Annotated in this window: 18 protein-coding genes, 2 tRNA genes and 1 pseudogene; 15 read left to right on the top strand and 6 right to left on the bottom strand. The window is 54.3% G+C overall.

The features are described from left to right. Window positions 1-388 precede the first annotated feature (388 nt). The 4 genes from mgtA (at window position 389) to F3J26_RS03430 (ending at window position 5,458) form a co-directional block, all read left to right on the top strand. Window positions 389-3,082, top strand: coding sequence for a magnesium-translocating P-type ATPase (gene mgtA / locus F3J26_RS03445; RefSeq protein ID WP_166991473.1), 2,694 nt, complete (start codon window positions 389-391; stop codon window positions 3,080-3,082). 75 nt (window positions 3,083-3,157) lie between these two features. Continuing rightward, window positions 3,158-3,394: a hypothetical protein gene (locus F3J26_RS03440; protein WP_008458080.1), complete on the top strand. Its 237-nt coding sequence runs from the start codon at window positions 3,158-3,160 to the stop codon at window positions 3,392-3,394. Window positions 3,395-3,396: 2 nt separating this feature from the next. Then, a complete protein-coding gene (locus F3J26_RS03435) occupies window positions 3,397-5,049 on the top strand; it encodes a Na/Pi cotransporter family protein (protein WP_166991470.1) in 1,653 nt (550 codons plus the stop codon). Between the two features lie 67 nt (window positions 5,050-5,116). Continuing rightward, a complete protein-coding gene (locus F3J26_RS03430) occupies window positions 5,117-5,458 on the top strand; it encodes a DUF2493 domain-containing protein (RefSeq protein WP_008458076.1) in 342 nt (113 codons plus the stop codon). A 44-nt stretch (window positions 5,459-5,502) separates the two neighbouring features. Here F3J26_RS03430 and F3J26_RS03425 read toward each other — a convergent pair whose 3' ends face one another. Continuing rightward, window positions 5,503-7,035, bottom strand: coding sequence for an amino acid ABC transporter permease/ATP-binding protein (locus F3J26_RS03425; protein WP_166991467.1), 1,533 nt, complete (start codon window positions 7,033-7,035; stop codon window positions 5,503-5,505). A 24-nt stretch (window positions 7,036-7,059) separates the two neighbouring features. Further along, complete coding sequence (locus tag F3J26_RS03420; RefSeq protein ID WP_205246344.1) at window positions 7,060-7,887, bottom strand: ABC transporter substrate-binding protein; 828 nt, start codon at window positions 7,885-7,887, stop codon at window positions 7,060-7,062. 530 nt (window positions 7,888-8,417) lie between these two features. Here F3J26_RS03420 and F3J26_RS03415 point away from each other — a divergent pair. From F3J26_RS03415 to F3J26_RS03380, 8 genes are all read left to right on the top strand, one after another. Beyond that, window positions 8,418-9,341, top strand: coding sequence for a LysR substrate-binding domain-containing protein (locus F3J26_RS03415; protein WP_008458071.1), 924 nt, complete (start codon window positions 8,418-8,420; stop codon window positions 9,339-9,341). A 176-nt stretch (window positions 9,342-9,517) separates the two neighbouring features. Continuing rightward, the gene (locus F3J26_RS03410; RefSeq protein WP_166991464.1) at window positions 9,518-10,783 is read left to right on the top strand and encodes a flavin-containing monooxygenase; all 1,266 of its coding nucleotides are present in this window, start codon (window positions 9,518-9,520) and stop codon (window positions 10,781-10,783) included. Window positions 10,784-10,809: 26 nt separating this feature from the next. Continuing rightward, window positions 10,810-11,238, top strand: a complete 429-nt coding sequence (locus F3J26_RS03405) for a RidA family protein (RefSeq protein ID WP_008458066.1) — start codon at window positions 10,810-10,812, stop codon at window positions 11,236-11,238. Further along, window positions 11,235-11,909, top strand: a complete 675-nt coding sequence (locus F3J26_RS03400; RefSeq protein ID WP_166991461.1) for a DUF1028 domain-containing protein — start codon at window positions 11,235-11,237, stop codon at window positions 11,907-11,909. Before F3J26_RS03405 ends, F3J26_RS03400 begins: the two co-directional genes overlap by 4 nt. Continuing rightward, on the top strand, window positions 11,902-13,050 hold the full coding sequence (gene argE, locus F3J26_RS03395) for an acetylornithine deacetylase (protein ID WP_166991458.1): 1,149 nt from the start codon (window positions 11,902-11,904) through the stop codon (window positions 13,048-13,050). Before F3J26_RS03400 ends, argE begins: the two co-directional genes overlap by 8 nt. Before the next feature lie 322 nt (window positions 13,051-13,372). After that, entirely contained in the window at window positions 13,373-14,002 is a 630-nt protein-coding gene (locus F3J26_RS03390) for a hypothetical protein (protein WP_286180174.1), read from the top strand. A gap of 114 nt (window positions 14,003-14,116) precedes the next feature. Then, complete coding sequence (locus F3J26_RS03385; RefSeq protein ID WP_166991455.1) at window positions 14,117-15,385, top strand: MASE1 domain-containing protein; 1,269 nt, start codon at window positions 14,117-14,119, stop codon at window positions 15,383-15,385. A gap of 37 nt (window positions 15,386-15,422) precedes the next feature. After that, complete coding sequence (locus F3J26_RS03380; protein WP_166992899.1) at window positions 15,423-16,748, top strand: MFS transporter; 1,326 nt, start codon at window positions 15,423-15,425, stop codon at window positions 16,746-16,748. Between the two features lie 16 nt (window positions 16,749-16,764). Here the strand turns inward: F3J26_RS03380 and F3J26_RS03375 are convergent, their stop codons facing one another. Next, window positions 16,765-17,100, bottom strand: coding sequence for a DMT family transporter (locus F3J26_RS03375; protein WP_166991453.1), 336 nt, complete (start codon window positions 17,098-17,100; stop codon window positions 16,765-16,767). A 175-nt stretch (window positions 17,101-17,275) separates the two neighbouring features. After that, window positions 17,276-17,365: transfer RNA gene (locus tag F3J26_RS03370), tRNA-Ser, on the bottom strand. Between the two features lie 94 nt (window positions 17,366-17,459). On the opposite strand from F3J26_RS03370, the gene mtfA reads away from it, so the two are divergent. The 3 genes and pseudogenes from mtfA to F3J26_RS03355 all read left to right on the top strand — a co-directional run. Beyond that, window positions 17,460-18,257, top strand: a complete 798-nt coding sequence (gene mtfA, locus F3J26_RS03365; protein WP_166991449.1) for a DgsA anti-repressor MtfA — start codon at window positions 17,460-17,462, stop codon at window positions 18,255-18,257. A 100-nt stretch (window positions 18,258-18,357) separates the two neighbouring features. Beyond that, window positions 18,358-18,433: transfer RNA gene (locus F3J26_RS03360), tRNA-Asn, on the top strand. 179 nt (window positions 18,434-18,612) lie between these two features. Beyond that, a pseudogene (locus F3J26_RS03355) lies at window positions 18,613-18,925 on the top strand (Arm DNA-binding domain-containing protein); the annotation flags it as partial. Window positions 18,926-18,956: 31 nt separating this feature from the next. Here the strand turns inward: F3J26_RS03355 and F3J26_RS03350 are convergent. Next, the gene (locus F3J26_RS03350; RefSeq protein WP_166991446.1) at window positions 18,957-19,409 is read right to left on the bottom strand and encodes a lysozyme inhibitor LprI family protein; all 453 of its coding nucleotides are present in this window, start codon (window positions 19,407-19,409) and stop codon (window positions 18,957-18,959) included. Then, window positions 19,406-20,326, bottom strand: coding sequence for a DUF8812 domain-containing protein (locus F3J26_RS03345; protein ID WP_166991444.1), 921 nt, complete (start codon window positions 20,324-20,326; stop codon window positions 19,406-19,408). Before F3J26_RS03345 ends, F3J26_RS03350 begins: the two co-directional genes overlap by 4 nt. Between the last annotated feature and the right edge of the window lie 681 nt (window positions 20,327-21,007).

Raw genomic sequence — 21,007 nt, 5'->3', positions numbered from 1 at the left:
ACCGGCCAGCTGGAGCGTCGTTGCAGCTTCTCTGATGGCGAAGACCCTCAAAGTCGACCCTTCGTAGCCTGATTCAGCCGTTACGCCGTAGGTTCGTCTGCGCGCTATGCCGCAGCCCGCTTCCGTGCGCCTCGCTGAGTTACGTCACTGCTGGTACCTGTTTATTCCCTGATGCCTTCTGGCATATTTCTCAGCAGGAATAAACACGTCCCGAGAAAAGAAAATATAAACTTCTCACCTGTTTATTTTTAATAAATAAATAGTGAGAAACCCTGTGCGAAATTAATTTAAAACCGATCGCTCATGCGGCATCGGGCTATTTTCGGTCGCCCTTAATCTGGCGTTTACCTTAAAGAGTCTGCTGCCGTCCGGCGACAGGAGCACCACCATGACTGTACAAACCAAGAACCGTAATAAAAAAAGCACGCTGTCTATGCGTGCCGCCCAGGAAGCCAAAAACGGCATCGCAGAAACCCTGGTCAACCTGAACACCACCCGGGAAGGGCTGCAGGAAGCCCACGCCAGCGCCCGGCTGGAGCGGGATGGCCTGAACGAGGTTGCCCATGACAAACCGCCTCACGCGCTGGTTCAGCTGCTGATGGCATTCAATAACCCGTTTATCTACGTGCTCGGCATTCTCGCCGGGATCAGCTTCTTTACCGATTACTGGCTGCCCACCAGCCACGGCGAAGACGGTGACCTGACGACGGTGATTATCATCGGCACCATGGTAGCACTCAGCGGCCTGGTGCGTTTCTGGCAGGAACACCGCTCGGCGAAGTCTGCCGAGGCGCTGAAAGCGATGGTTCGCACCACCGCCACGGTTGTGCGTCGTGAACACGCAGGGCAAAAAGGAACCCCGCGTGAAATCCCGATGCGCGAACTGGTCGTGGGCGACATCGTGCAGCTCTATGCGGGGGACATGATCCCGGCAGACGTGCGCCTCATTGAGTCCCGGGATCTGTTTATCAGCCAGGCCGTGCTGACCGGTGAAGCGCTGCCGATTGAGAAATACGACACCCTGGGCGACGTGGCGCAAAAGTCCGCGCACGATAAGGCGATCGACAGCGAAAACCTGCTGGATATCCCGAACATCTGCTTTATGGGCACCAATGTGGTCAGCGGTACCGCGCAGGCGGTGGTAGTCGCAACCGGGCCACGGACTTACTTTGGCTCGCTGGCTAAAGCGATTGTCGGCAGCCGCGCACAAACGGCCTTCGACCGCGGCGTGAACAGCGTCAGCTGGTTGCTGATCCGCTTTATGCTGGTGATGGTGCCTGTGGTGTTCCTGATTAACGGCCTGCTGAAAGGCGAATGGTGGGATGCCCTGCTGTTTGCCCTGGCGGTAGCCGTAGGGTTAACGCCTGAAATGCTGCCGATGATCGTCAGCGCCAACCTCGCCAAAGGCGCGGTGGCTATGGCGAAGCGTAAAGTGGTGGTTAAGCGCCTGAACGCTATCCAGAACCTGGGCGCAATGGACGTGCTGTGCACCGACAAAACCGGGACGCTGACGCAGGATAAGATCATCCTCGAGCATCACGTGGGCACCAACGGCCAGAAAAACGAGTCCGTGCTGGGGCTGGCCTGGCTGAACAGCTACCACCAAAGCGGCATCAAAAACCTGATGGATCAGGCAGTCATTTACTTCTCTGACAATGAGCCAAACTTCGTCAAACCGCAGGGCTACAGCAAAGTCGACGAGATGCCGTTTGATTTCGTCCGCCGCCGCCTGTCGATTGTGGTGAAGGACAGCCAGAGCAATCACCTGCTGGTGTGCAAAGGCGCCGTGGAAGAGATGCTGAGCATTGCCACCCACATGGAAGAGAACGGCAAGGTAGTCGCGCTGGATAATCAGCGCCGTGACGCCATGCTGGCAATGACCAATGACTACAACAAAGACGGTTTCCGCGTCCTGGTGGTGGCCACTCGCGATATTCCTAAAGCCGAGGCGAAAAAACAGTACGGCACCGACGATGAGCACGACCTGATTATCCGCGGTTTCCTCACCTTCCTCGATCCACCGAAAGAGAGTGCAGGCCCGGCAATTGCTGCTCTGATGGACATTGGCGTAGCGGTGAAAGTGCTGACCGGCGATAACGCCATCGTCACCACCCGCATCTGCCGCCAGGTCGGGCTGGAGCCGGGTGAGCCGGTACTCGGCCCGCAGATTGAGCAACTGAGCGACGCCTCCCTCCAACAGCTGGTGGAAGAGCGCACCGTGTTTGCCAAGCTGACGCCGCTGCAGAAGTCTCGCGTGCTGAAGGCGCTGCAGGCCAACGGCCATACCGTGGGCTTCCTGGGCGACGGGATTAACGACGCCCCAGCCCTGCGCGATGCCGACGTCGGTATCTCGGTCGACAGCGGCACCGATATTGCCAAGGAATCCGCCGACATCATCCTGCTGGAAAAGAGCCTGATGGTGCTGGAAGAAGGCGTGATCAAAGGCCGCGAGACTTTTGGCAACATCATGAAGTACCTGAACATGACCGCCAGCTCCAACTTCGGCAACGTGTTCTCGGTGCTGGTCGCCAGCGCATTCATCCCGTTCCTGCCGATGCTTGCGATCCAGTTGCTGCTGCAAAACCTGATGTACGACATTTCCCAGCTCGCGCTGCCGTGGGACAAAACGGACAAAGAGTTCCTGAGCAAGCCGCGCAAGTGGGATGCCAAAAACATTGGCCGCTTCATGGTCTGGATTGGCCCGACGTCGTCCATTTTTGACATGACCACCTTCGCGCTGATGTGGTTTGTGTTCAGCGCCAACAGCGAGCACATGCAGACCCTGTTCCAGTCCGGCTGGTTCGTTGAAGGCCTGCTGTCGCAGACGCTGGTGGTGCACATGCTGCGTACCCAGAAAATTCCGTTCATTCAGAGCACTGCCGCCTGGCCGGTACTCATGATGACCGGGCTGATTATGGCGATTGGGATTTACGTACCGTTCTCTCCGCTCGGGCCGTTGGTTGGGCTGCAGGCGCTGCCGTGGCAGTACTTCCCGTGGCTGGTGGCTACCCTGCTCGCCTACTGCTGCGTGGCTCAGGGCATGAAAACGTTCTACATGCGTCGCTTCAAGCAGTGGCACTAATGCTGCGTTAAGTAAGGTAAAAAAGTGCCGCTTCGGCGGCACCTTTCAGGCAAGTAACACAAGCTGGAAAGCATTATGGAAAAGCAACATTCCATTATTTTCCTGATTAAAAATAAGACCATCGCACTGGTTGTCTTATTTTTAATGAAAATAACCCGCACCCTTCGCGTCCACGCCCTGGCCTGGTTCGCCGGAGGGAAAATCAACTATCGACACGCGAAAGCGTTACTAAACCTCGCCAGCGCCATACATCGTTTTTCGATCAGGTTACTGCGTTTTGTTACACCACCCGCCCTGAAGAGGGGGAATTGATTATGTCCGGAACTACTCTGTTAATTAACCTGGCTGGCGCCATCGCTTTGCTGCTCTGGGGCAGCCATATGATTTCAACTGCGCTGCAGCGCGGCTTCGGCACGCCGCTGCGCAACTGGATGGGACGCCACCTCACCAGCCGCTGGACGGCCCTGTTCGCCGGGATCGGCATTACCGGCGTTCTGCAAAGCAGCACCGCGGTAAGCATGATGGCGACGTCGTTCACCGCCGCAGGGACGCTGAGCCTTGCCCCAGCCCTGGCGGTGATGCTCGGCGCTAATATCGGCTCCACGCTGGTGGTGCAGCTGATGAGCTTCGACATGGAAATGGCCATCCCGCTGCTTCTGCTTGCCGGGTTTGTGGTCTTCAAGCTACGCGACCATTCCAACTTTGAGAGCGTGGGCTGCGCCCTGATTGGCCTCGGCCTGATGCTGCTTGCCCTGCATTTACTGAGCGGCACGCTGGCGGAAATCGAAGTCACGCCGGTGTTTCACGCCGTGATGCAGGGGCTGCAGGGCGATATCTTAATCGCCCTGCTGGTGGCCGCGATCCTGACGCTGCTGTGCCACTCCAGCGTGGCGATCATTTTGCTGATCGCTTCCCTCGCGGCTACCGGCGCGATGGGGCCAGAAACAGCGCTGATCCTGGTGATGGGAGCCAATATTGGTGGGGCGTTGCCGCCGGTGCTGAACGCGGGCTCCGCCGTGGCTCGTCGCCTGCCGGTTGGCAACCTGATTGTTCGCCTGGTCGGCTGCGCGCTGGCGCTCTTAATGCTTCCGCTGCTGACGGATCTTGCGCAGAAGTCCGGGTTGAGCACGCCGCAGCTGGTGGTGTGGTTCCACACGGCCTTTAGCGCCGTGCTTGCGCTGTTGTTTATCGGTCTGACCGCGCCGATAGCTCGTTTCCTGGAGCGTTTGTTCCCGGAAGAAGAGCGCGTGGGCGACCCTGGGATGCCGATGTATCTGGACGATGCCGGCCTCGAAGTGGCTTACATCGGCCTGTCTAATTCAGTCCGTGAATCGCTGCGCGCAGCCGACATGCTGACCATCATGCTGGACCGCCTGCTGGTGTTGTTTGTCACCCAGGAAAAGCAGGCCGCCGATGAGATTCGCCAACTTGATCAGTCGGTGGATTTGCTCAGCGCGGCGGTGCGTGCTTACCTGGCCGATATCAGCCATGACGGGCTGAATGACGCGGATGCCGATCGCGCCCAGGAGATCCTGATGTTCATCATCAACTTCGAGCATGCTGGGGACATTCTTTCCAGCAACCTGACCCAGTTAGCTACGCGCCGCGCTCGCCGTGGCGAACTGTTCAGCGACTTTGAATTACACAATATTCGCCTGCTGCACGCGGAGATCCTCACCAGCCTGCGCCTCGGCATCGCCGCGTTTATGCGTGAAGATTTATCCGCTGCCCATCAGCTGGTACAGCGCAAGGAAACCATTCGTCAGCTCGAGGCTTCCGCCAGCCGCGAGCACTTCAAAAAACTGCGAGAGGACAAAAATGCCTGGGCGGAATCCGGCGACATTTTCCAGCGAGTGCTGCGGGACTACCGCCGCGTACATCACCACATCGCGGCCGTGGCCTACCCGGTGATTGACCGTCTGGGCGATAAGTCGCTGCACTTTATCGAAACGCCGCCGGACGCTTAAAAAACAATAACCGCCGCAAGGTGGACGAAGCATCTTTTCAAGGAAAGCAACGTTAAGGTACAGAAAAGTGAGAGTTTTAATTTGCGCAGGTCGGTTTTATGCCGACACCCATACCCTCACCCGCGTGCTGGATTTATATGCCAGCACGCAGACAATGAATGTGCTGATCCACGGGGGACATCAGTCGCTCGGCGGCGCCATTGAAACCTGGGCACGCGGCACCGACGTGCACGTCATTCGCTACCCGGCCAACTGGGCGCTGCACGGCAAATACGCGGAAACCCGCCGCAATCTGTTTATGCTGGAGGACAGCCGCCCCGACGTGCTGCTGGCCTTTCCTGGGGGAGAAGATACGGCGGAGTGCGTGCGAATGGCGCGCAGTTCCGGCGTGAAGGTAATAGAGATTTAATCCACCCGGGCTGCGGCAGGATAATGTTACCGCAGCCCGTTTTTTTAGGCCGTAACAGGGGCCAGGTTTACGTCTTTCAGGAATTCGGTAATACGTGGGTTCTCTCCGCTGCGCAGCGCCTGAGGAGAGTCATCGCAAACGACTCGCCCTTTTTCCATAAACACAATTCTGTCCGACACGCTGAACGCGAAGTTCATCTCGTGGGTGACAATCACCATCGTGATGCCCTCCTCCGCCAGGTTCTCAATCACCTGCAGCACCTCATTCACCTTTTCAGGATCCAACGCCGAGGTAGGCTCATCGAACAGCATAATTTGAGGACGCATCATTAAAGCCCGGGCAATCGCCACCCTTTGTTGCTGCCCGCCGGAAAGCTGGTGTGGGTATTTGTGGGCGTGCTCGAGCATGCCGACTTTGCGCAGCAACACGCAGGCATCGCGCTTCAGCTCTGCATCCGTCGCCAGGCGATGGTAGTGCGGGGCCAGCATCAGGTTTTTCATCACCGTTAAGTGCGGGAACAGGTTAAAGCCCTGAAACACCATGCCGATGTTCAGCCGGTGCGCGGAGTTTTCCAAATACTGCGGCTTCTGGGCCCCGTGTTTTTCCAGGCGAATAAACGGCTGGCCGTTGATCAGGATCTCGCCGTTATCCAACTGCTCGAGGCCGTTCAGCAGACGAATCAGTGTGGTTTTGCCGGAACCTGACGGACCAATGACGGACACCACTTCACCGGGCTTGATGTCCAGGTTCACCGCGCCAAGCACCTCCACGTTGTTGTAGGCCTTGTGCAGCTTGCGGGCCTGCAGCGCGGGAACATTCACTGCCAGAGCCGGGCGAGCAAGCAGCCCGCTTTCCTGCGCCGCCATCGCTTCCAGTTCGGATTCCGGCAGGCGTGCGGTTTTGCGCTGGGTGACATCCAGCCGTTTTTCCAGCAGCTTTAGCAGGAAATCAAAAACGGTCACGATAAACACATAATAGAAAGCCACCGCCGCCATGGTCTCCATCACCAGGAAGTTTTGCGAGTAAAGCCGCTGCCCAACCATCAGGATCTCGGTCAGTGAAATCACCGAAACCAGCGAGCTAAGTTTCACAATGGAGATGTATTCGTTCGCCAGCGACGGCAGCGCCACCCGCAGCGCCTGCGGCACAATGACCAGCCACTGAATGCCGGCGTAGCGCAGCCCCAGGGCATGGGCGGCCTCACGCTGCCCGCGAGGGATAGCCAGCAGGCCACCACGGTGAATCTCGGCAATATAGGCCGTTTCACTCAGCACCAGCGCGATAAGCCCGGCCCAGAACGGGTCGCTTAACAAGGCCGAGCTGCCGGGCAGCGCCTGAGGCAGGTTATAGACAAAAATCAGCAGCACCAGCAGCGGCAGGCTGCGGAACAGCCAGATATAGGCCCGCGCCGGTAAAGAGAGCCAGGGAGACGCCGCCTGTTTGCCCAGCGCCAGAAGAAAGCCAAAGCCAATGCTGATGACCCAGCTCAGCAGGCTCAGCTTAATCACGGTCCAGGTTGCCTGCCAAAAATCGGCATTGCTAAACAGGCTGAATAAATAGTTCCAGTCAAACGACATATCTGTACTCCCCGGCGATAATGATTACAAACTGCTGGCCTGAATTTCGGCTTCGGACGGCTCCGCCAGGTGATACTTTTTCACTAATGCCGAGTACTTGCCGCTCGCTTTAAAGGCTGCAAGGCCGTCGTTCAGCGCTTTTTTCAGCTCCGGGTTGGTTTTACTCACCCCAAGCCCCACCAGCACCGGGTACAGCAGGTCGGTCGAGGTCACCGCCAGTCGCCCTTTCATTTTGTCCACCACCTGACTTGCCACGGCGGCATCGGTCATCTGCACTTCAACCGCGTGGGAAAGCAGCGCCTGGGTTGTCTGCGGGTCAGTTGAGAATTCGCTAACCGTAATCGGCTTCAGCCCCTGCTTCACGCAGTAATCCGCCGACAGCGTGTGCAGTTTTTCCAGCCAGTAAGTGCCCTGCATCGACCCGACTTTATGCCCGCAAAGCTCTTCCGGCTTGGTTGGCTTGAAGCTGGCATTGCTCAGCGTCAGCAGCGACTCGCCGGTTTTCAGGTAAGGCACCATGTCGATCACCTTCTGGCGCTCCGGGGTGATAAACAGCGCGGAAGCAATCAGCTCGAAGCGTTTCGCCTGCAGGCCGGGGATCAGGCTGGTGAAGCGGGTATCCACGTAATTGGGCTGCAGCTTCATCGCTTCGGCCACGCCGTTGATAAATTCAATATCGAAACCCGCCGGGGTTTTGCCGTCGAGGTATTCGTAAGGCGGGAAGGTAATATCGCTCCCCACCGTAAGCTGACCGGGGGTCATCACGGCCGCCTGAGCCCCGCCGCTGAGCAGTAAAGGCAGCGCCGCCGCCATGCAGGAAAATAACGCCTTGCTGTGTGAGGATGTAAACATGCGATGACTCCAGTGCAGGTGGTTAATCATTTTTATGGATGCCCCAACGGCGGCACCTGAAACAACGGATGATTTTCGCGCCGGGAAATGCCTTGCAATATATTCGCCAGGACGATAATCACTCGATGAGCGTTTGCGATGGGGCCATGCTGCAGCAGAAGCGCGTCGGGATAAAGGACGAAAAATATGCCTTACCTCTATAAAAAATTGTTTTAATGCAATGGTTATTTTTTTGCACCAGCGCAGCGCAAGATATTAATTCGCCGAAGAAAAGCCAATAAAGACATATTTCAGGCAGATAATAGCGGCTCAAAATATTCACCCGCACCAAAAAGGTGCGGATTATTTTTCGTCTGCCACTTTTTGGGGATAATTCGTGGCCAATAAAAATAAAAATATTTTTTCAGGGCATAATTTTACCGTTTGTGTCCACCACTGTTACACCTGGCATGAGCCTTGCTGCAAACTGACTGAATAGCCTGAAGCTCTCTTCAAGGCTGCATTGACAATAAAAAAGCGGGGTTAGCGCCATGACACATTTCACGCTCAAGCAGCTCAAGTACTTTGTCACCGTCGTGGAGGCGCAGAGCATCGCTGAAGCCTCAAGGCAGCTGCATATCGCCCAGCCTTCCGTTTCCATTGCCATCAAAAACCTGGAAGACACTTTTGAGCAGCAGTTTTTTATTCGCCACCACGCGCAGGGCGTTTCGCTCACGCCCGGCGGGCTGCGGTTTTATGAAAAAGCTCGCGAGCTGCTGCGGCTTTCATACCAGTTTGAGCAAAATGCCAAAGCGGATAACGACCTGGTTTCCGGCACCATCGCCATCGGCTGCTTCGAGTCCGCGGCCCCGCTTTATCTGCCGAGGCTCATCGCCGGGTTTCGCAAGCTTTATCCTGACATAACCATCCGACTGTACGACGGGGAGCAAAATGAACTGACCCACGGGCTGCACCGCGGGCGCTTCGACCTCGCCTTTATGTACAACCTGGAGTTAGAGAGCACGCTGCATACCGAAAAACTGAACGCCCCGCAGAAGCCTTACGCTCTGCTGCCTGCGGCTCATCCGCTGGCGAAAAAAACCACCGTCACGCTCAAAGAACTCAGCCGCGAACCGATGATCCTGCTGGACGTTATTCCCAGCAAAAGCTACTTCATGAACATTTTCACCGACAAAGGCCTGCACCCGGAGGTGGCCTACAGTTCGCCGTCGATTGAAATGGTGCGCTGCATGGTCGGCCAGGGCATGGGATTTTCGGTGCTGGTCACCCGCCCCTGCACCGACATAACCTATGACGGCCAGCGCGTTAAGCAGGTGGAAATCATTGATGATATGGCGGCCTCTACGCTGGTGATGGCTTATTTACGCAATAACGAGCCGACCCGGCCGACGCGCTTATTTATGGATTACTGCCGCACCTTTGAGCTGATGCCGAAAACCCTGGTCGAAAATTAAAAAGTGGTGTTTCACCGTCTTAAAATACAGGAAATTCATAGCCCATAGCTGGAGGATACTTTATTTATACCTTATCCCTAGATTTATAATATTTTACGGAATGTCTGCCGCTTAATAACCTTGTGCCATCGCGAAGTTGCGCTGAACCTTATTTCCCGAGCATCAAGGAAACAGACATGACCGAAATAAAAACACAGACAGATACCCTTGTGATTGGTGCCGGCCAGGCCGGGATCGCCATGAGCGAGCACCTGACGCGCCTCGGTATTCCCCATCTGGTGCTGGAGAAAAACCGCATCGCCGAAGCCTGGCGCAGCGGCCGCTGGGATTCGCTGGTTGCCAACGGCCCAGCCTGGCACGACCGCTTTCCTGGCCTTGAATTTGACGCCGCCGACCCGGACAGTTTTATCCCCAAAGACGAGGTGGCGAACTACTTCCAAAACTACGCCCGTAAATTTGGAGCGCCGGTAAAAACCGGCGTGGAAGTGAAAAGCGTGACGCGCCATCACGGCAAGCCGGGTTTCACAGTGGAAACCAGCGACGGTATTGTCGAAGCAAAGCATATCGTGGCCGCCACCGGGCCTTTCCAGCGCCCGGTCATCCCGGCTATTGCCCCGGCAGATGACGGGCTAAACCAGATTCATTCCGCCACCTACAAAAACCCGGCTCAGCTACCGGCTGGCGCGGTGCTTGTGGTGGGGGCTGGCTCTTCCGGGGTACAAATCGCCGATGAGCTACAGCGTGCGGGCAAGCAGGTTTACCTTTCCGTGGGTGCTCACGACCGCCCTCCCCGCGCCTACCGCAACCGGGACTTCTGCTGGTGGCTGGGGGTGCTTGGGCTGTGGGATGCGGCGGCCAATCAACCTGGCAAAGAACACGTCACCATTGCGGTGAGTGGCGCTCGCGGCGGCCACACCGTTGATTTCCGGGCACTCGCACACCAGGGCATTCACCTCGTCGGCCTGACCCAGCGCTTCGCCGAGGGGAAAGTCTTTTTTGAAGATAATCTGGCACACAACATCCGCCAGGGGGATGAAAGTTACCTGGCCCTGCTGGACGCTGCCGATGCGTGGATTACCCGCAACGGGAGCGATCTGCCTGAAGAGCCGCAGGCCCGTGTCTTCCCGGCCGATCCGCTTTGCGTCATCCAGCCCACGCTGGAATTGAACCTGGCCGAAGCGGGCATCACCTCGATTATCTGGGCGACCGGATACGCCCCGGACTACGGCTGGCTCAACGTGAATGCTTTTGATGCTCAGGGCAAACCACGCCACCAGCGCGGCGTGTCCAGCGAGCCGGGCGTCTATTTTCTCGGCCTGCCGTGGCTTTCCCGCCGGGGCTCAACGTTTATCTGGGGCGTGTGGCATGACGCGAAATACGTCGCCGACCACATTGAAACCCAGCGCAAGTACAGCCGTTATCTCGACGCTTCCCAGCGCTAACCTTTTTGCCAACAAGGAATTAACCGATGCCCACGCATACCCGTATTCGCATGTTTAACACCAAAGAGACTTACCCTAATCAGTCGCTGAACAACGATCTCTGCCAGGCGGTACGCGCCGGGAACACCGTGTATGTGCGCGGCCAGGTCGGGACGGATTTTGAAGGGAATTTGATTGGGCTGGGTGACCCGCAGGCGCAGGCTGAGCAGGCCATGAAAAACGTTAAGCAACTGCTGGAGGAAGCCGGGAGCGATCTCTCCCACATAGTGAAAACCACGACTTACATTATCGACCCGCGCTACCGCGAGCCGGTGTATCAGGAAGTCGGCAAATGGCTGAGAGGCGTCTTCCCGATCTCCACCGGGCTGGTGGTTTCCGCCCTCGGCCAGCCGCAGTGGCTAATGGAAATCGATGTTATCGCGGTGATCCCGGGCGATACTCAGGGGGAAAAATGACCTTTTCCATCGCCGCACGCTGCCGGGACACCGGCCAGCTTGGCATCGCCATTAGCTCGTCCAGCATCGCGGTCGGCGCTCGCTGCCCGTGGCTGGTGCCGGGCGTCGGCGCGGTGTCGAGCCAGAATATTACCCTGCCCGCGCTGGGCCCGATGGTGCTGTCGAAGCTGGGCGAAGGTGCCACGCCGCAGGAGGCGCTAAAGCTGGTCGCCAGTGAACATCTGCACGGCGACTATCGGCAGGTGACGGTCATCGACAGCAACGGCAAAACCGCCTGCCACAGCGGCATTAATTCACTGGGCATTTACCACGCCGTGGAGGGGGACAACTGCGTGGCGGCGGGCAATATGCTGGCCGATACGTCAGTAATTAACGCCATGATCGAACGCTTCGAACAATGCCCCGGCCCGTTGGCTGACAGGCTAATGACCGCCCTTGAAGCGGCGCTGGAAAAAGGGGGTGAAGCCGGGCCGGTACACTCGGCTGCATTAAAGGTAGTGGACACCGTCGCCTGGCCGGTAGTCGACCTGCGCGTGGACTGGGCGGACGATAACCCGATTGCCGCGCTGCATTCGCTCTGGCTGGCCTATAAACCACAAATGCAGGATTACCTGATCCGTGCACTCGATCCGCGAGAAGCCCCCAGCTATGGTGTGCCAGGCGATGAATAGCCAACTGATTCCTTTATTGCAGAAGTTACTGGCGCGAGACACCACCAGCCGCGAGTCGAACCTGGCGCTGATCGAGGATATTCGCGATTACCTTGCCGAATGGGGCATCAGTGCGGAGCTGTTTCACAGTGAGGACGGGCGTAAAGCCAATCTTTATGCGGTGTTTGGCCCGGCAGGCGGCGGCGGTGTGATGCTCTCCGGCCATACCGACGTGGTGCCGGTGGACGGGCAACAGTGGAGCGTCTCTCCTTTCGACATGACTTACCGGGATGGCCGCTATTATGGGCGCGGGGCAGCGGACATGAAGGGCTTCATCGCCTGCGTGCTGGCCTCCGTCCCGGCGTTTCTTTCACAGCCGCTGAAAATACCGCTGCACCTCGCCTTCTCCTACGACGAAGAGATCGGTTGCCTTGGCGTGCGCAGCCTGGTGGAGCACCTCCGTGCCTCCAAAGAGAAACCCGCGCTGTGTATTGTTGGAGAACCAACCGAAATGCGCCCGGTTTACGGGCACAAAGGGAAAATTGCCATCCGCTGCGAGGTGCACGGCCTGGCCTGCCATTCTGCCTATGCGCCAGAAGGGGTGAACGCCATTGAATATGCCGCCCGGCTTATCGGCAAACTGGGAGACGTTCGCGAGGCGCTGACCCAAAAGACGGATGCCCGCTTTGATCCCCCGTTCAGTACGCTCCAGGTTGGCACCATTCACGGCGGCAGCGCGCTGAACATTGTGCCGCAGGAATGCCAGTTTGATTTTGAGATCCGCTACCTGCCGGCCGTCGAAATCACGGCGGCGATCGCCGACATTCAGGGCTATGCGCAGCAAAAACTGGTGCCCGCCATGCAAAACATCTCCCCGGCAAGCGCCATCCGGTTTACTCCCTTGAGCCACTACCCCGGCCTGCTGACGGATGCCCAGTCAGAATTTGCCCGATGGCTGGCGCAGTGGTGCGACAGCGCTGATTTCAGCACCGTGGCATTTGGCACCGAAGGCGGACTTTTTGACGAAGCCGGGATTGCCACGCTGATTTGTGGCCCCGGTAGCATGGACCAGGGGCACAAGCCCGATGAGTTTGTTGCCGAAGAGCAGCTGCAAAAGTGCATGGCGATGCTGGAAAACCTGCGCCAGTGGATGCGCGCTTGATCGCTGCGTAGCGTCTGCAGGGAAAAACAGATAATTTATGCCAATCAACAGCAAACCAACAGAACATCCCACTTAAATACATCACCATTTAAATCATTAACTCCAGGAAAGGAAAGGGCAGCGGCAAATAACCAGTATAATTCTGGGTTTATTCCTTATCGTTGAGCCATTATTTACTCTTCAGGAGGATGATCGTGGAGGATTAATAGTAATAACCCTCTGCTTTCAGAGCATTTCATTCACAATAAATTAATCTAATTTTTACATAAAGGTTTTGCTGTTTCGCTTATTAAATTCGGGTTGGATGAGGGGCATTTTCTTGTTGGAAACGACCAATTCAGCCCTGGAGTTGGTTGGGATGTCCGGGTTCAAAACACGCTTATTTTTACTTAATAAAAACAGCCAACGCCTGCTGTTATTGTGCAGTGGCTTACTGCTTAGTATGCTGGCCGCACTGATTGTCATCGGCATTTTTAAACCCACGGTAAAGCCGCTGAATGACCGAAGTGATACTGCTGCCCTGCTGGTTTATAGCTGGGAAGATCAGGCCAGCTCGCACCTGACATCCGCGAAAATTTATCATTCGACCGATGCAGGGACCCGCAAGGATATTTTATTGATGGTCTGGAACGTGAAGCCCTGTCTTTTGGCAGGGAAAATGTCCGTCTCAGCGATGCCAAATCAGGCCATGAAATGGGTGCAACGCGAACTTCGGGAATCTCTGCGTACCGCTTTGATCCCCTCTCCCGCTTCCCACTGCATATGCCCGGGAGCCGAAGAACGCCCCGATCTTTATAAGCAAAGCATCGTGGCAGAAACCGGATCGCATGGGCAGACCCACGAGCAAGATATAGAAGACAATCATCAACATGAAGGGCAAATACAACCTTCAGCGGCTAACGTCAGGACTATTTTCTCAGCAGAGAAAGTCGATGCGCGGCATGCAGTCTGAAGTCTAGTAGATGGCCCTATTTTGTGTTTTCAGCCAAGGGTTGTTAGCCTTTACGTAAAATAACGCCCGACAGCGGAATGCTGCGCGCATTCCTGAATCAAAAATGGACGAGAAATGAAAACGTATTTCCCTTCCTGGCTGCAGCAAACCGCTATCCTGCTTTTGTGGGGGCTGGTCTATTATCTGTCCGGGCTTATCTCGCTAAAATTTGACGACCCGAACTCCGCAATAGCGATTGTCTGGTTCCCATCGGGCGTTGCCGTAGCGGCTTTATTGTCTGCCCGCTGGCGTGACTACCCTGCTCTTATCCTTATCTTCGCGGTAGCAAGCATCCTGCAGGACGAAGCCTGGCACAGCCTGCCTCTTTTTTTAACCACGCTGGGTTATTCGCTGCTGGCGATGCCTGCCAACGTGCTTATTGCCTGGCTGGTACGCCGTTTCTCTCGGCCCAATGACGACCTGCACGTCATCCTGCTGTGGATCTGCGCCACCTTTATTGTCAGCCTGTTCGATGCGCTAATCGTCGGCGGAGGCTACGCGTATTTCACCGACCAGCCGATAACAAAGACCATCTGGAATGGATTCGTTGCCGACGTGACCGGGATTTTCTTCGCAACGACCGTCGTCATGGGCTTCGTGAATAAGCGTGGCCTCCAGGCCACTCTTACCTGGTCTTCCCGTCTGACAGGTCTGGCGCTGTTACTGCTGATTTGTGCCGCAACGGTGTTTATTTTCGACTACAGCGGGACCTGGCTCAGAACCGAAGCCGCCGCGCTCTATTTTGCCCTTTCTTGCTTACCGATTGTGCTGACGCTAATGCTTTCCCTGGTCTGGGGGAATCGTGGAGGCTCGATTGGCCTGCTGACACTGGGGGCGATTGTTATCCACTTTACCGACCAGCATCAGGGGCCCTTCTTTCTCCACGGCCTTAGCTTCACCGAATCCCTGCTGCTGGCGCTGAGCTATCTCTCTGCGACCGCCTTACTGGTCGTCTTTGTGCGAGTGTTAAGCCGCTCTACGACGCGTTTCAATCCGGACACTGGCCGACTGGCGGGTAATGGCATACTTTATCGACTGGAGCCTGAAACCGGTATTTTCAACTGGGAAAACGATCTCTCTTCACTCCTGGGTTCAACTTCGCCCCAAGCGTTCGACACCATCGAGCGAGTCCTGGCGCAGGTACATCCCTCAGATCGGGAAAAACTTCGGCAGCATTGGCTCTCCCCTGTTCCGAACAAAAGCAAACCCCTGATATTTCGTATCAAGGTGAATAAGGATGAATGGCTCACGCTGGTTGACAGCGGCGGCGTTGCTATGTCCAACGGCGGGACAAGCATTATTGTCGGAAACTGGCAGGTCAGCCATTACGATCTGGCTATCTAAACACGGACGTGAGCACTTTTTAAGGAGAGACAAACTTGTGATTCAGATTGCGTTGTTACTGTTCGGCGTCGACTTTATGCGCTCAAGGGTTAAATATCTGATCCTGCTGGGGAGTCTTTGGAGCCTGCTCGGACTGGCTATTTTCCTGGACGGTCTGGACGGCGTGACGTATTTCCCGTTGCGCTTTTTTGGCCTGCTTTTGCTGCTGGAAAGTCTGGTAACGCTGAGCATCGCTTCCGGCGGAGTCGGAGCGCAAAAAGCCGTGCTTTACTTTAAGGGGGGGATTTTTTGTTTCGTCTCGCTGCTTATCTTATCCAACCAGCCCTACAGCAATTTGCTGCTGGCCATCGTGTTTGGTTTTGCTTATTTCGTCATTGGCCTGTTCGTTATTTTCTCGGCGTGGATTGTACGTTTCCCCCACTGGAAGGGCACCCTGATCACCGGTTTCGCGCAAATTATGTTCGCCTTTTTTATGTTCAGCCCCTGGCCTACACATTATAAAGCTACGGTATCGTTCTTCCTGGGAACACTGATGATTTTCAGCGGGATCCATACCGTACGTCTTGCACTTCGCGTTGCAAGGCTGCGAGAAGGTATCTCGGTCTTCGACCTTTTAGTGCCTGCAGGAATAGGTGTTGAAGTGAAAAAAGGCACGAATATCAAGCCTAACCTCGCCGAACCCGCGAACGTTGATTTTCGTGAACCGCTAACCGTACATATCTGGACCCCGGAAGGTACAGCCAGCGCGTCAACAATTCCACGGCCGGTCATCAACCGCTATATCGCCGCAGTAGACTCCGAAGGTGTTATATCAACGGGCCACGCCGCGCTTGAAGTCCCACCTGATCTTTACATCAGCCTTTATCCTGCAGAAGATATTGATAGATCGCCAGCCGAGTTTTTGAATACGCTTAAGGCCACACGCGATAATGATGTGCCGGGAACGTATCAGCCTGACTATGCCACTGAATCCGCAGAGTGGTGCCAGTCAGATCGCAAGATCTATTTCCATCATTACAATGGCAAAGCCTTACAGCGTTTCTGGAGTGCCTACAGGCTGACAAAAACTTACAACCTCACCTACCGTAATTGCTCGAGCAGCGTTGCTTACGCTCTTGAAGCGTCGCTGGATGGCGTGCTTTCAAAACATACGCGAAGCTGGTTGTCCATACTCAGAACGCTCGCGATGCCCGAGCTCTGGATAGCCGCGCAGGTGCGTAAACGTGCCACTTCTATGGCCTGGACTCCGGGGCTGGTGATGGATTACGCCAGAGCACTACGCAGCATTGTTCACCCTGTCCCCGAGCCATGGTATCAGCGCGTCACCTTCAAGTGGCGCGACAACAGTAAGGCCGGGGAATAGCCGTTATTAACGGCGGTCAGTGGGTAACAGACTTTGAGAAAAGCTGAATAATCATGATGCCCACGGCAATAAACAACATGCCTGCGATAGCCGGAAGATCGAGTTTTTGTTTATAAAACAGAAATGACATCACCGAAACCAGGAAGATTCCCATCCCCGCCCAGATCGCATAGGCGATACCAATATTCATGGTCTTCACCACTTGGGAGAGGCCATAGAATGAAATTGCGTAGCCCATCACCACCACCACGCTGGGAACCAGACGGCTGAACCCGTCAGAGGCTTTCATCATGGTGGTCGCCAGCGTTTCTGCACATATAGAGATGGCAAGGATAACGTAAGTATTAAGCATATTTTTTCCCGTTGTACAAAATCCTCGGGAGAGTATAGAACTTAATGCGCGGCGGTATTTCAACAACAGGGAAATCGCAGCCGATGCCAGGCGTTACTGTCACACATAAGGTTACCTGTATTGCGGGAGCGAGAGATTGGTCACTGAAATGAAATGCGATAAGTGCTTGAATAATTGGCGGAGAGAGGGGGATTTGAACCCCCGGTAGAGTTACCCCTACTCCGGTTTTCGAGACCGGTCCGTTCAGCCGCTCCGGCATCTCTCCGTTCTGGTGGTTGCCATCATGCCAGGTTATGCGGCATTTTAACAGTCTGGGTTCTTTCGTTTCAGTTCAAACGATGACTTTGCGAGCAAGTAACATGATTAAGTGGCCCTGGAAAGCAACCGATTCAAGCGCCGCCCCCGCGTTACCGTGGGAGCAAGCGTTAGCCATTCCCGTGCTGGCATCACTCAGTGAAACCGAGCAGCAGAAATTAATTGGCCTTGCGGACCGTTTTTTACAGCAAAAACGGCTGGTTCCGCTGCAGGGTTTTGAGCTGGATGATCTGAAGTGCACACGTATTGCACTTCTGTTCTGCCTGCCGGTGCTGGAACTGGGCATTGAATGGCTGGACGGTTTCCACGAAATCTTGCTCTACCCTGCGCCGTTTATTGTGGATGACGAATGGCAGGACGACTTCGGCCTGGTGCACAGCCAGCGGGTGGTGCAATCCGGGCAAAGCTGGCAGCAGGGCCCTATCGTGCTTAACTGGCTGGACGTGCAGGACTCCTTCGATGCCTCCGGCTTTAACCTGATTATTCACGAAGTTGCCCACAAGCTGGACAGCCGCAACGGCGACCGCGCCAGCGGCGTGCCGTTAATTGCTTTGCGGGATGTGGCCGGCTGGGAACACGACCTCCACGCCGCGATGGACAGCATTCAGGATGAAATCGACATGGTGGGCGAAAATGCCGCCAGCATCGACGCCTATGCCGCCACCGATCCAGCTGAATGTTTTGCCGTGCTTTCCGAATATTTCTTCAGCGCGCCGCAGCTTTTCACGCCGCGTTTCGCCTCGCTTTATCAGCGTTTTTGCCAGTTCTATGGGCAGGATCCGCTTCAGCGCCTGATTGAGCGTGAAAACTCCCCCGGCACTGCCGGAAATACGGTGCATTAAATCAGCAACGAGGCGTAAATTTAACCATATGAATTAATACGTTACTTTTACTGTTGACAGGTTTTATGGCCGACGCTAATATTCGCCCCGTTCACACGATTCCTCTGTAGTTCAGTCGGTAGAACGGCGGACTGTTAATCCGTATGTCACTGGTTCGAGTCCAGTCAGAGGAGCCATATTTAAGGGAGCAGACGTTCACTGACGTCTGCTTTCTGCATTTCTATCAGTTGGTTATCCCCTTCTTCAGGTTCACCCTCGTTCACTAAAAACCACCCGAAGCCATACTTATTAGCTGGTAAATATGTTGGTAATGGTAGTTCGATTCCGTTTTTACCAACAAGCGGGGTATGCCGTTATGCTACTTCCTGATACTAAAGTAAAAAACGCCAAACCCCTTGATAAGGAATACAAGCTGACCGATGGCTTTGGTATGTTCCTTCGCGTTAGCCCTAAAGGTTCCAAATACTGGCAAATGCTTACCGCTTCGACGGGAAGCAAAAAATCTTCTCTATAGGTGTCTACCCTGCTGTTTCACTTGCTGATGCAAGGCAGCGCCGTGATGAAGCTAAAAGACTCTTTGCTCAGGGCATTGACCTAATGCAAAGAAACAGGCAGAGGTTAAAGAGCTAAAGGCCAGGCGTGATAAAACACGCTCTTTCAGTGTAGTGACCCTGACCCCAAATATGCTCCCCTGTATGTTTACCTGGCAGGAGGTAAATCCATGATATGAAGTTCTTCTATATGACGCTTGTTCAGGTTTATCTCACACTGATCTTTATATGATTGATAATCACGCGCCGCCTCCCCGATTGAACTTGCCACACCGAGACAAAGATTTTTCTTGTAAGTCATCCAGGCTTTCTGAGAATCTAAAAAATATTTATTATATACGGAGCCAACAGTTTCATCAGAACTATCAGATTTCTCTGTGGGATAATCATAGTTGGATATAATTTTTTTACTGATCTCAGATATCAAAATATCTAACTGATTATCACTCTCTACCCGTTTTTGATAGAGACAATTATATGCATCAGCAATTTCCTTATGCTCTTTAAAACAGGCGTCTCTTTCATTTCCGGTTGACAACGCCGCATAGGAAGGCAAGGAAAACATCATCACCACTATTAATGAAAATATTTTTTCTTTCATTTCAAATACCTTAACCTTTTCCTGTTGCTTTCATATGACATATAAATAGATGATGCTCGGATAAGTTCAATTAGGGCGGACTTTCCTTTTATTGCCGCTCTGAATAATGCTTCAGCATTCTCCACCCCTTGGAAAAATATATCAACCAAAACATCTCTTATCCGTTGTTCAAAACTTTGCCATGCTGGAGCATCAGGTATTCGCCTTGATACCCGGCTATAGACGCCCCTTGTATATTCGAGCTTTTCTCTGTACGCAATTTCAAAGAGCCTGATTTGCTGCTGATGGGTGATTTCTCCCACTAATGGCCCGTACACCTTCACAAACTTACCTGCTAGCCTCCCCTTAAGCCCGGTAGCTCTGGAACAAAGCCTTGCCTTATACTCTTCCAATCCTGCTCCACGCAATGTTGCAAAGACTTCGCCAGTGGAACGATTTCCCATATCATAGCCGCGCCCCAGAGTAACACCGGACGAAACATCAGTCGGCCAGTGAAGTATCCTCGAAAAGTAAGGCGTTCGGTGCTGTCTGAACGGTGCCACAGCGGTAACATAATCAGCGCCCTCCGCATCAAAAGTGATCTGCCCTTCCATTACCCTTAATGGTCCATGCTGGTGTCTTGGTCGCCAGCCCGGAGCAGCATTCTCAAGCGCCACCATAAATGCACTGTCCACTGGATGAACTAATCCAGACGGATGCATGTTCAGCAAACGCTGATACCAACGAATAGCCTCTATGGTTTGCTGACCACACTGCCCATTTATACGTAGATGTCTCCCTGTAGCTTGCTGATAACCAGCATCCAGCATCATTTTCTGGATATTTTTTACATCTTCAGAAGCATTGGTACCGCAGGTCCCGACAGATGAAAATAATCGAGAGGGGTGTAGCAACATAGGCTCGTGATATTTTGACATGACAATCTCCCTAATCATCATAAATCTAACAACTAATTGTAATTACTATCCCTTTACAAGTCCCAAAAGATACATCGAATTAGAATATTGCCCAGGCTAAATTCTTGGGGGTGAGAAATAATCATATAAGGATTAAGCCTAAGCAATCGCTATATACGATTTATGATCCACATCAGCAACTCCCGTTAATTCAATTTTTTCCAATTTCATCACCTTCTAACCTTAACCTTTCTGCCGCCTGAAATTTTGATCTGTTTTCCATTGTAGGCAGCCCGAACTTTTCCGCTCTCTCTGATAAGGCTGCTACGATATATGGTATTAACAGGATACTGGCGACAATATTCCTGCTGGTCAGAGATGAGCATTCGCGTTTCATCATTCATTCCGGCCAGCAGTTCCGCCGTAAACGAGGATTGATCCATTGTTGCCAGCAGTTCCGGGGTCAGTTCATGTTACCGGAAGCTGTATCTCCAGCAACGGGTGATGTTTATGTTCTTGCCCAGGGTTTAAATAAACGGAGTAACTATCACGACACAGCCTCTGAACAGTACCAGGATGCCGACGATTTTCATCAGCATGCATCCCTTAAATTAATCCCCCTGCTTTCCCGTTGCCAGCCGCCGCAATACGCCGTATGTTGAATCCCCTGCTCTGGTCCTGATTTAGCGGCTTTACGCGTTG

Source organism: Enterobacter sp. Ap-867 (assembly GCF_011752855.1).
In the GTDB taxonomy this organism is placed as follows: domain Bacteria; phylum Pseudomonadota; class Gammaproteobacteria; order Enterobacterales; family Enterobacteriaceae; genus Cedecea.
The sequence above is the reverse complement of the archived record's forward strand: the minus strand, read 5'-3'. Positions and strand labels throughout refer to the sequence as shown.

Bases quoted from the DNA above. Each gene is read 5' to 3' on its own strand.
- mgtA (WP_166991473.1), top strand. From the start codon at position 389: ATGACTGTACAAACCAAGAACCGTAATAAAAAAAGCACGCTGTCTATG.
- F3J26_RS03440 (WP_008458080.1), top strand. From the start codon at position 3,158: ATGGAAAAGCAACATTCCATTATTTTCCTGATTAAAAATAAGACCATC.
- F3J26_RS03435 (WP_166991470.1), top strand. From the start codon at position 3,397: ATGTCCGGAACTACTCTGTTAATTAACCTGGCTGGCGCCATCGCTTTG.
- F3J26_RS03425 (WP_166991467.1), bottom strand. From the start codon at position 7,035: ATGTCGTTTGACTGGAACTATTTATTCAGCCTGTTTAGCAATGCCGAT.
- F3J26_RS03420 (WP_205246344.1), bottom strand. From the start codon at position 7,887: ATGTTTACATCCTCACACAGCAAGGCGTTATTTTCCTGCATGGCGGCG.
- F3J26_RS03415 (WP_008458071.1), top strand. From the start codon at position 8,418: ATGACACATTTCACGCTCAAGCAGCTCAAGTACTTTGTCACCGTCGTG.
- F3J26_RS03410 (WP_166991464.1), top strand. From the start codon at position 9,518: ATGACCGAAATAAAAACACAGACAGATACCCTTGTGATTGGTGCCGGC.
- F3J26_RS03405 (WP_008458066.1), top strand. From the start codon at position 10,810: ATGCCCACGCATACCCGTATTCGCATGTTTAACACCAAAGAGACTTAC.
- F3J26_RS03400 (WP_166991461.1), top strand. From the start codon at position 11,235: ATGACCTTTTCCATCGCCGCACGCTGCCGGGACACCGGCCAGCTTGGC.
- argE (WP_166991458.1), top strand. From the start codon at position 11,902: ATGAATAGCCAACTGATTCCTTTATTGCAGAAGTTACTGGCGCGAGAC.
- F3J26_RS03385 (WP_166991455.1), top strand. From the start codon at position 14,117: ATGAAAACGTATTTCCCTTCCTGGCTGCAGCAAACCGCTATCCTGCTT.
- F3J26_RS03375 (WP_166991453.1), bottom strand. From the start codon at position 17,100: ATGCTTAATACTTACGTTATCCTTGCCATCTCTATATGTGCAGAAACG.
- mtfA (WP_166991449.1), top strand. From the start codon at position 17,460: ATGATTAAGTGGCCCTGGAAAGCAACCGATTCAAGCGCCGCCCCCGCG.
- F3J26_RS03350 (WP_166991446.1), bottom strand. From the start codon at position 19,409: ATGAAAGAAAAAATATTTTCATTAATAGTGGTGATGATGTTTTCCTTG.
- F3J26_RS03345 (WP_166991444.1), bottom strand. From the start codon at position 20,326: ATGTCAAAATATCACGAGCCTATGTTGCTACACCCCTCTCGATTATTT.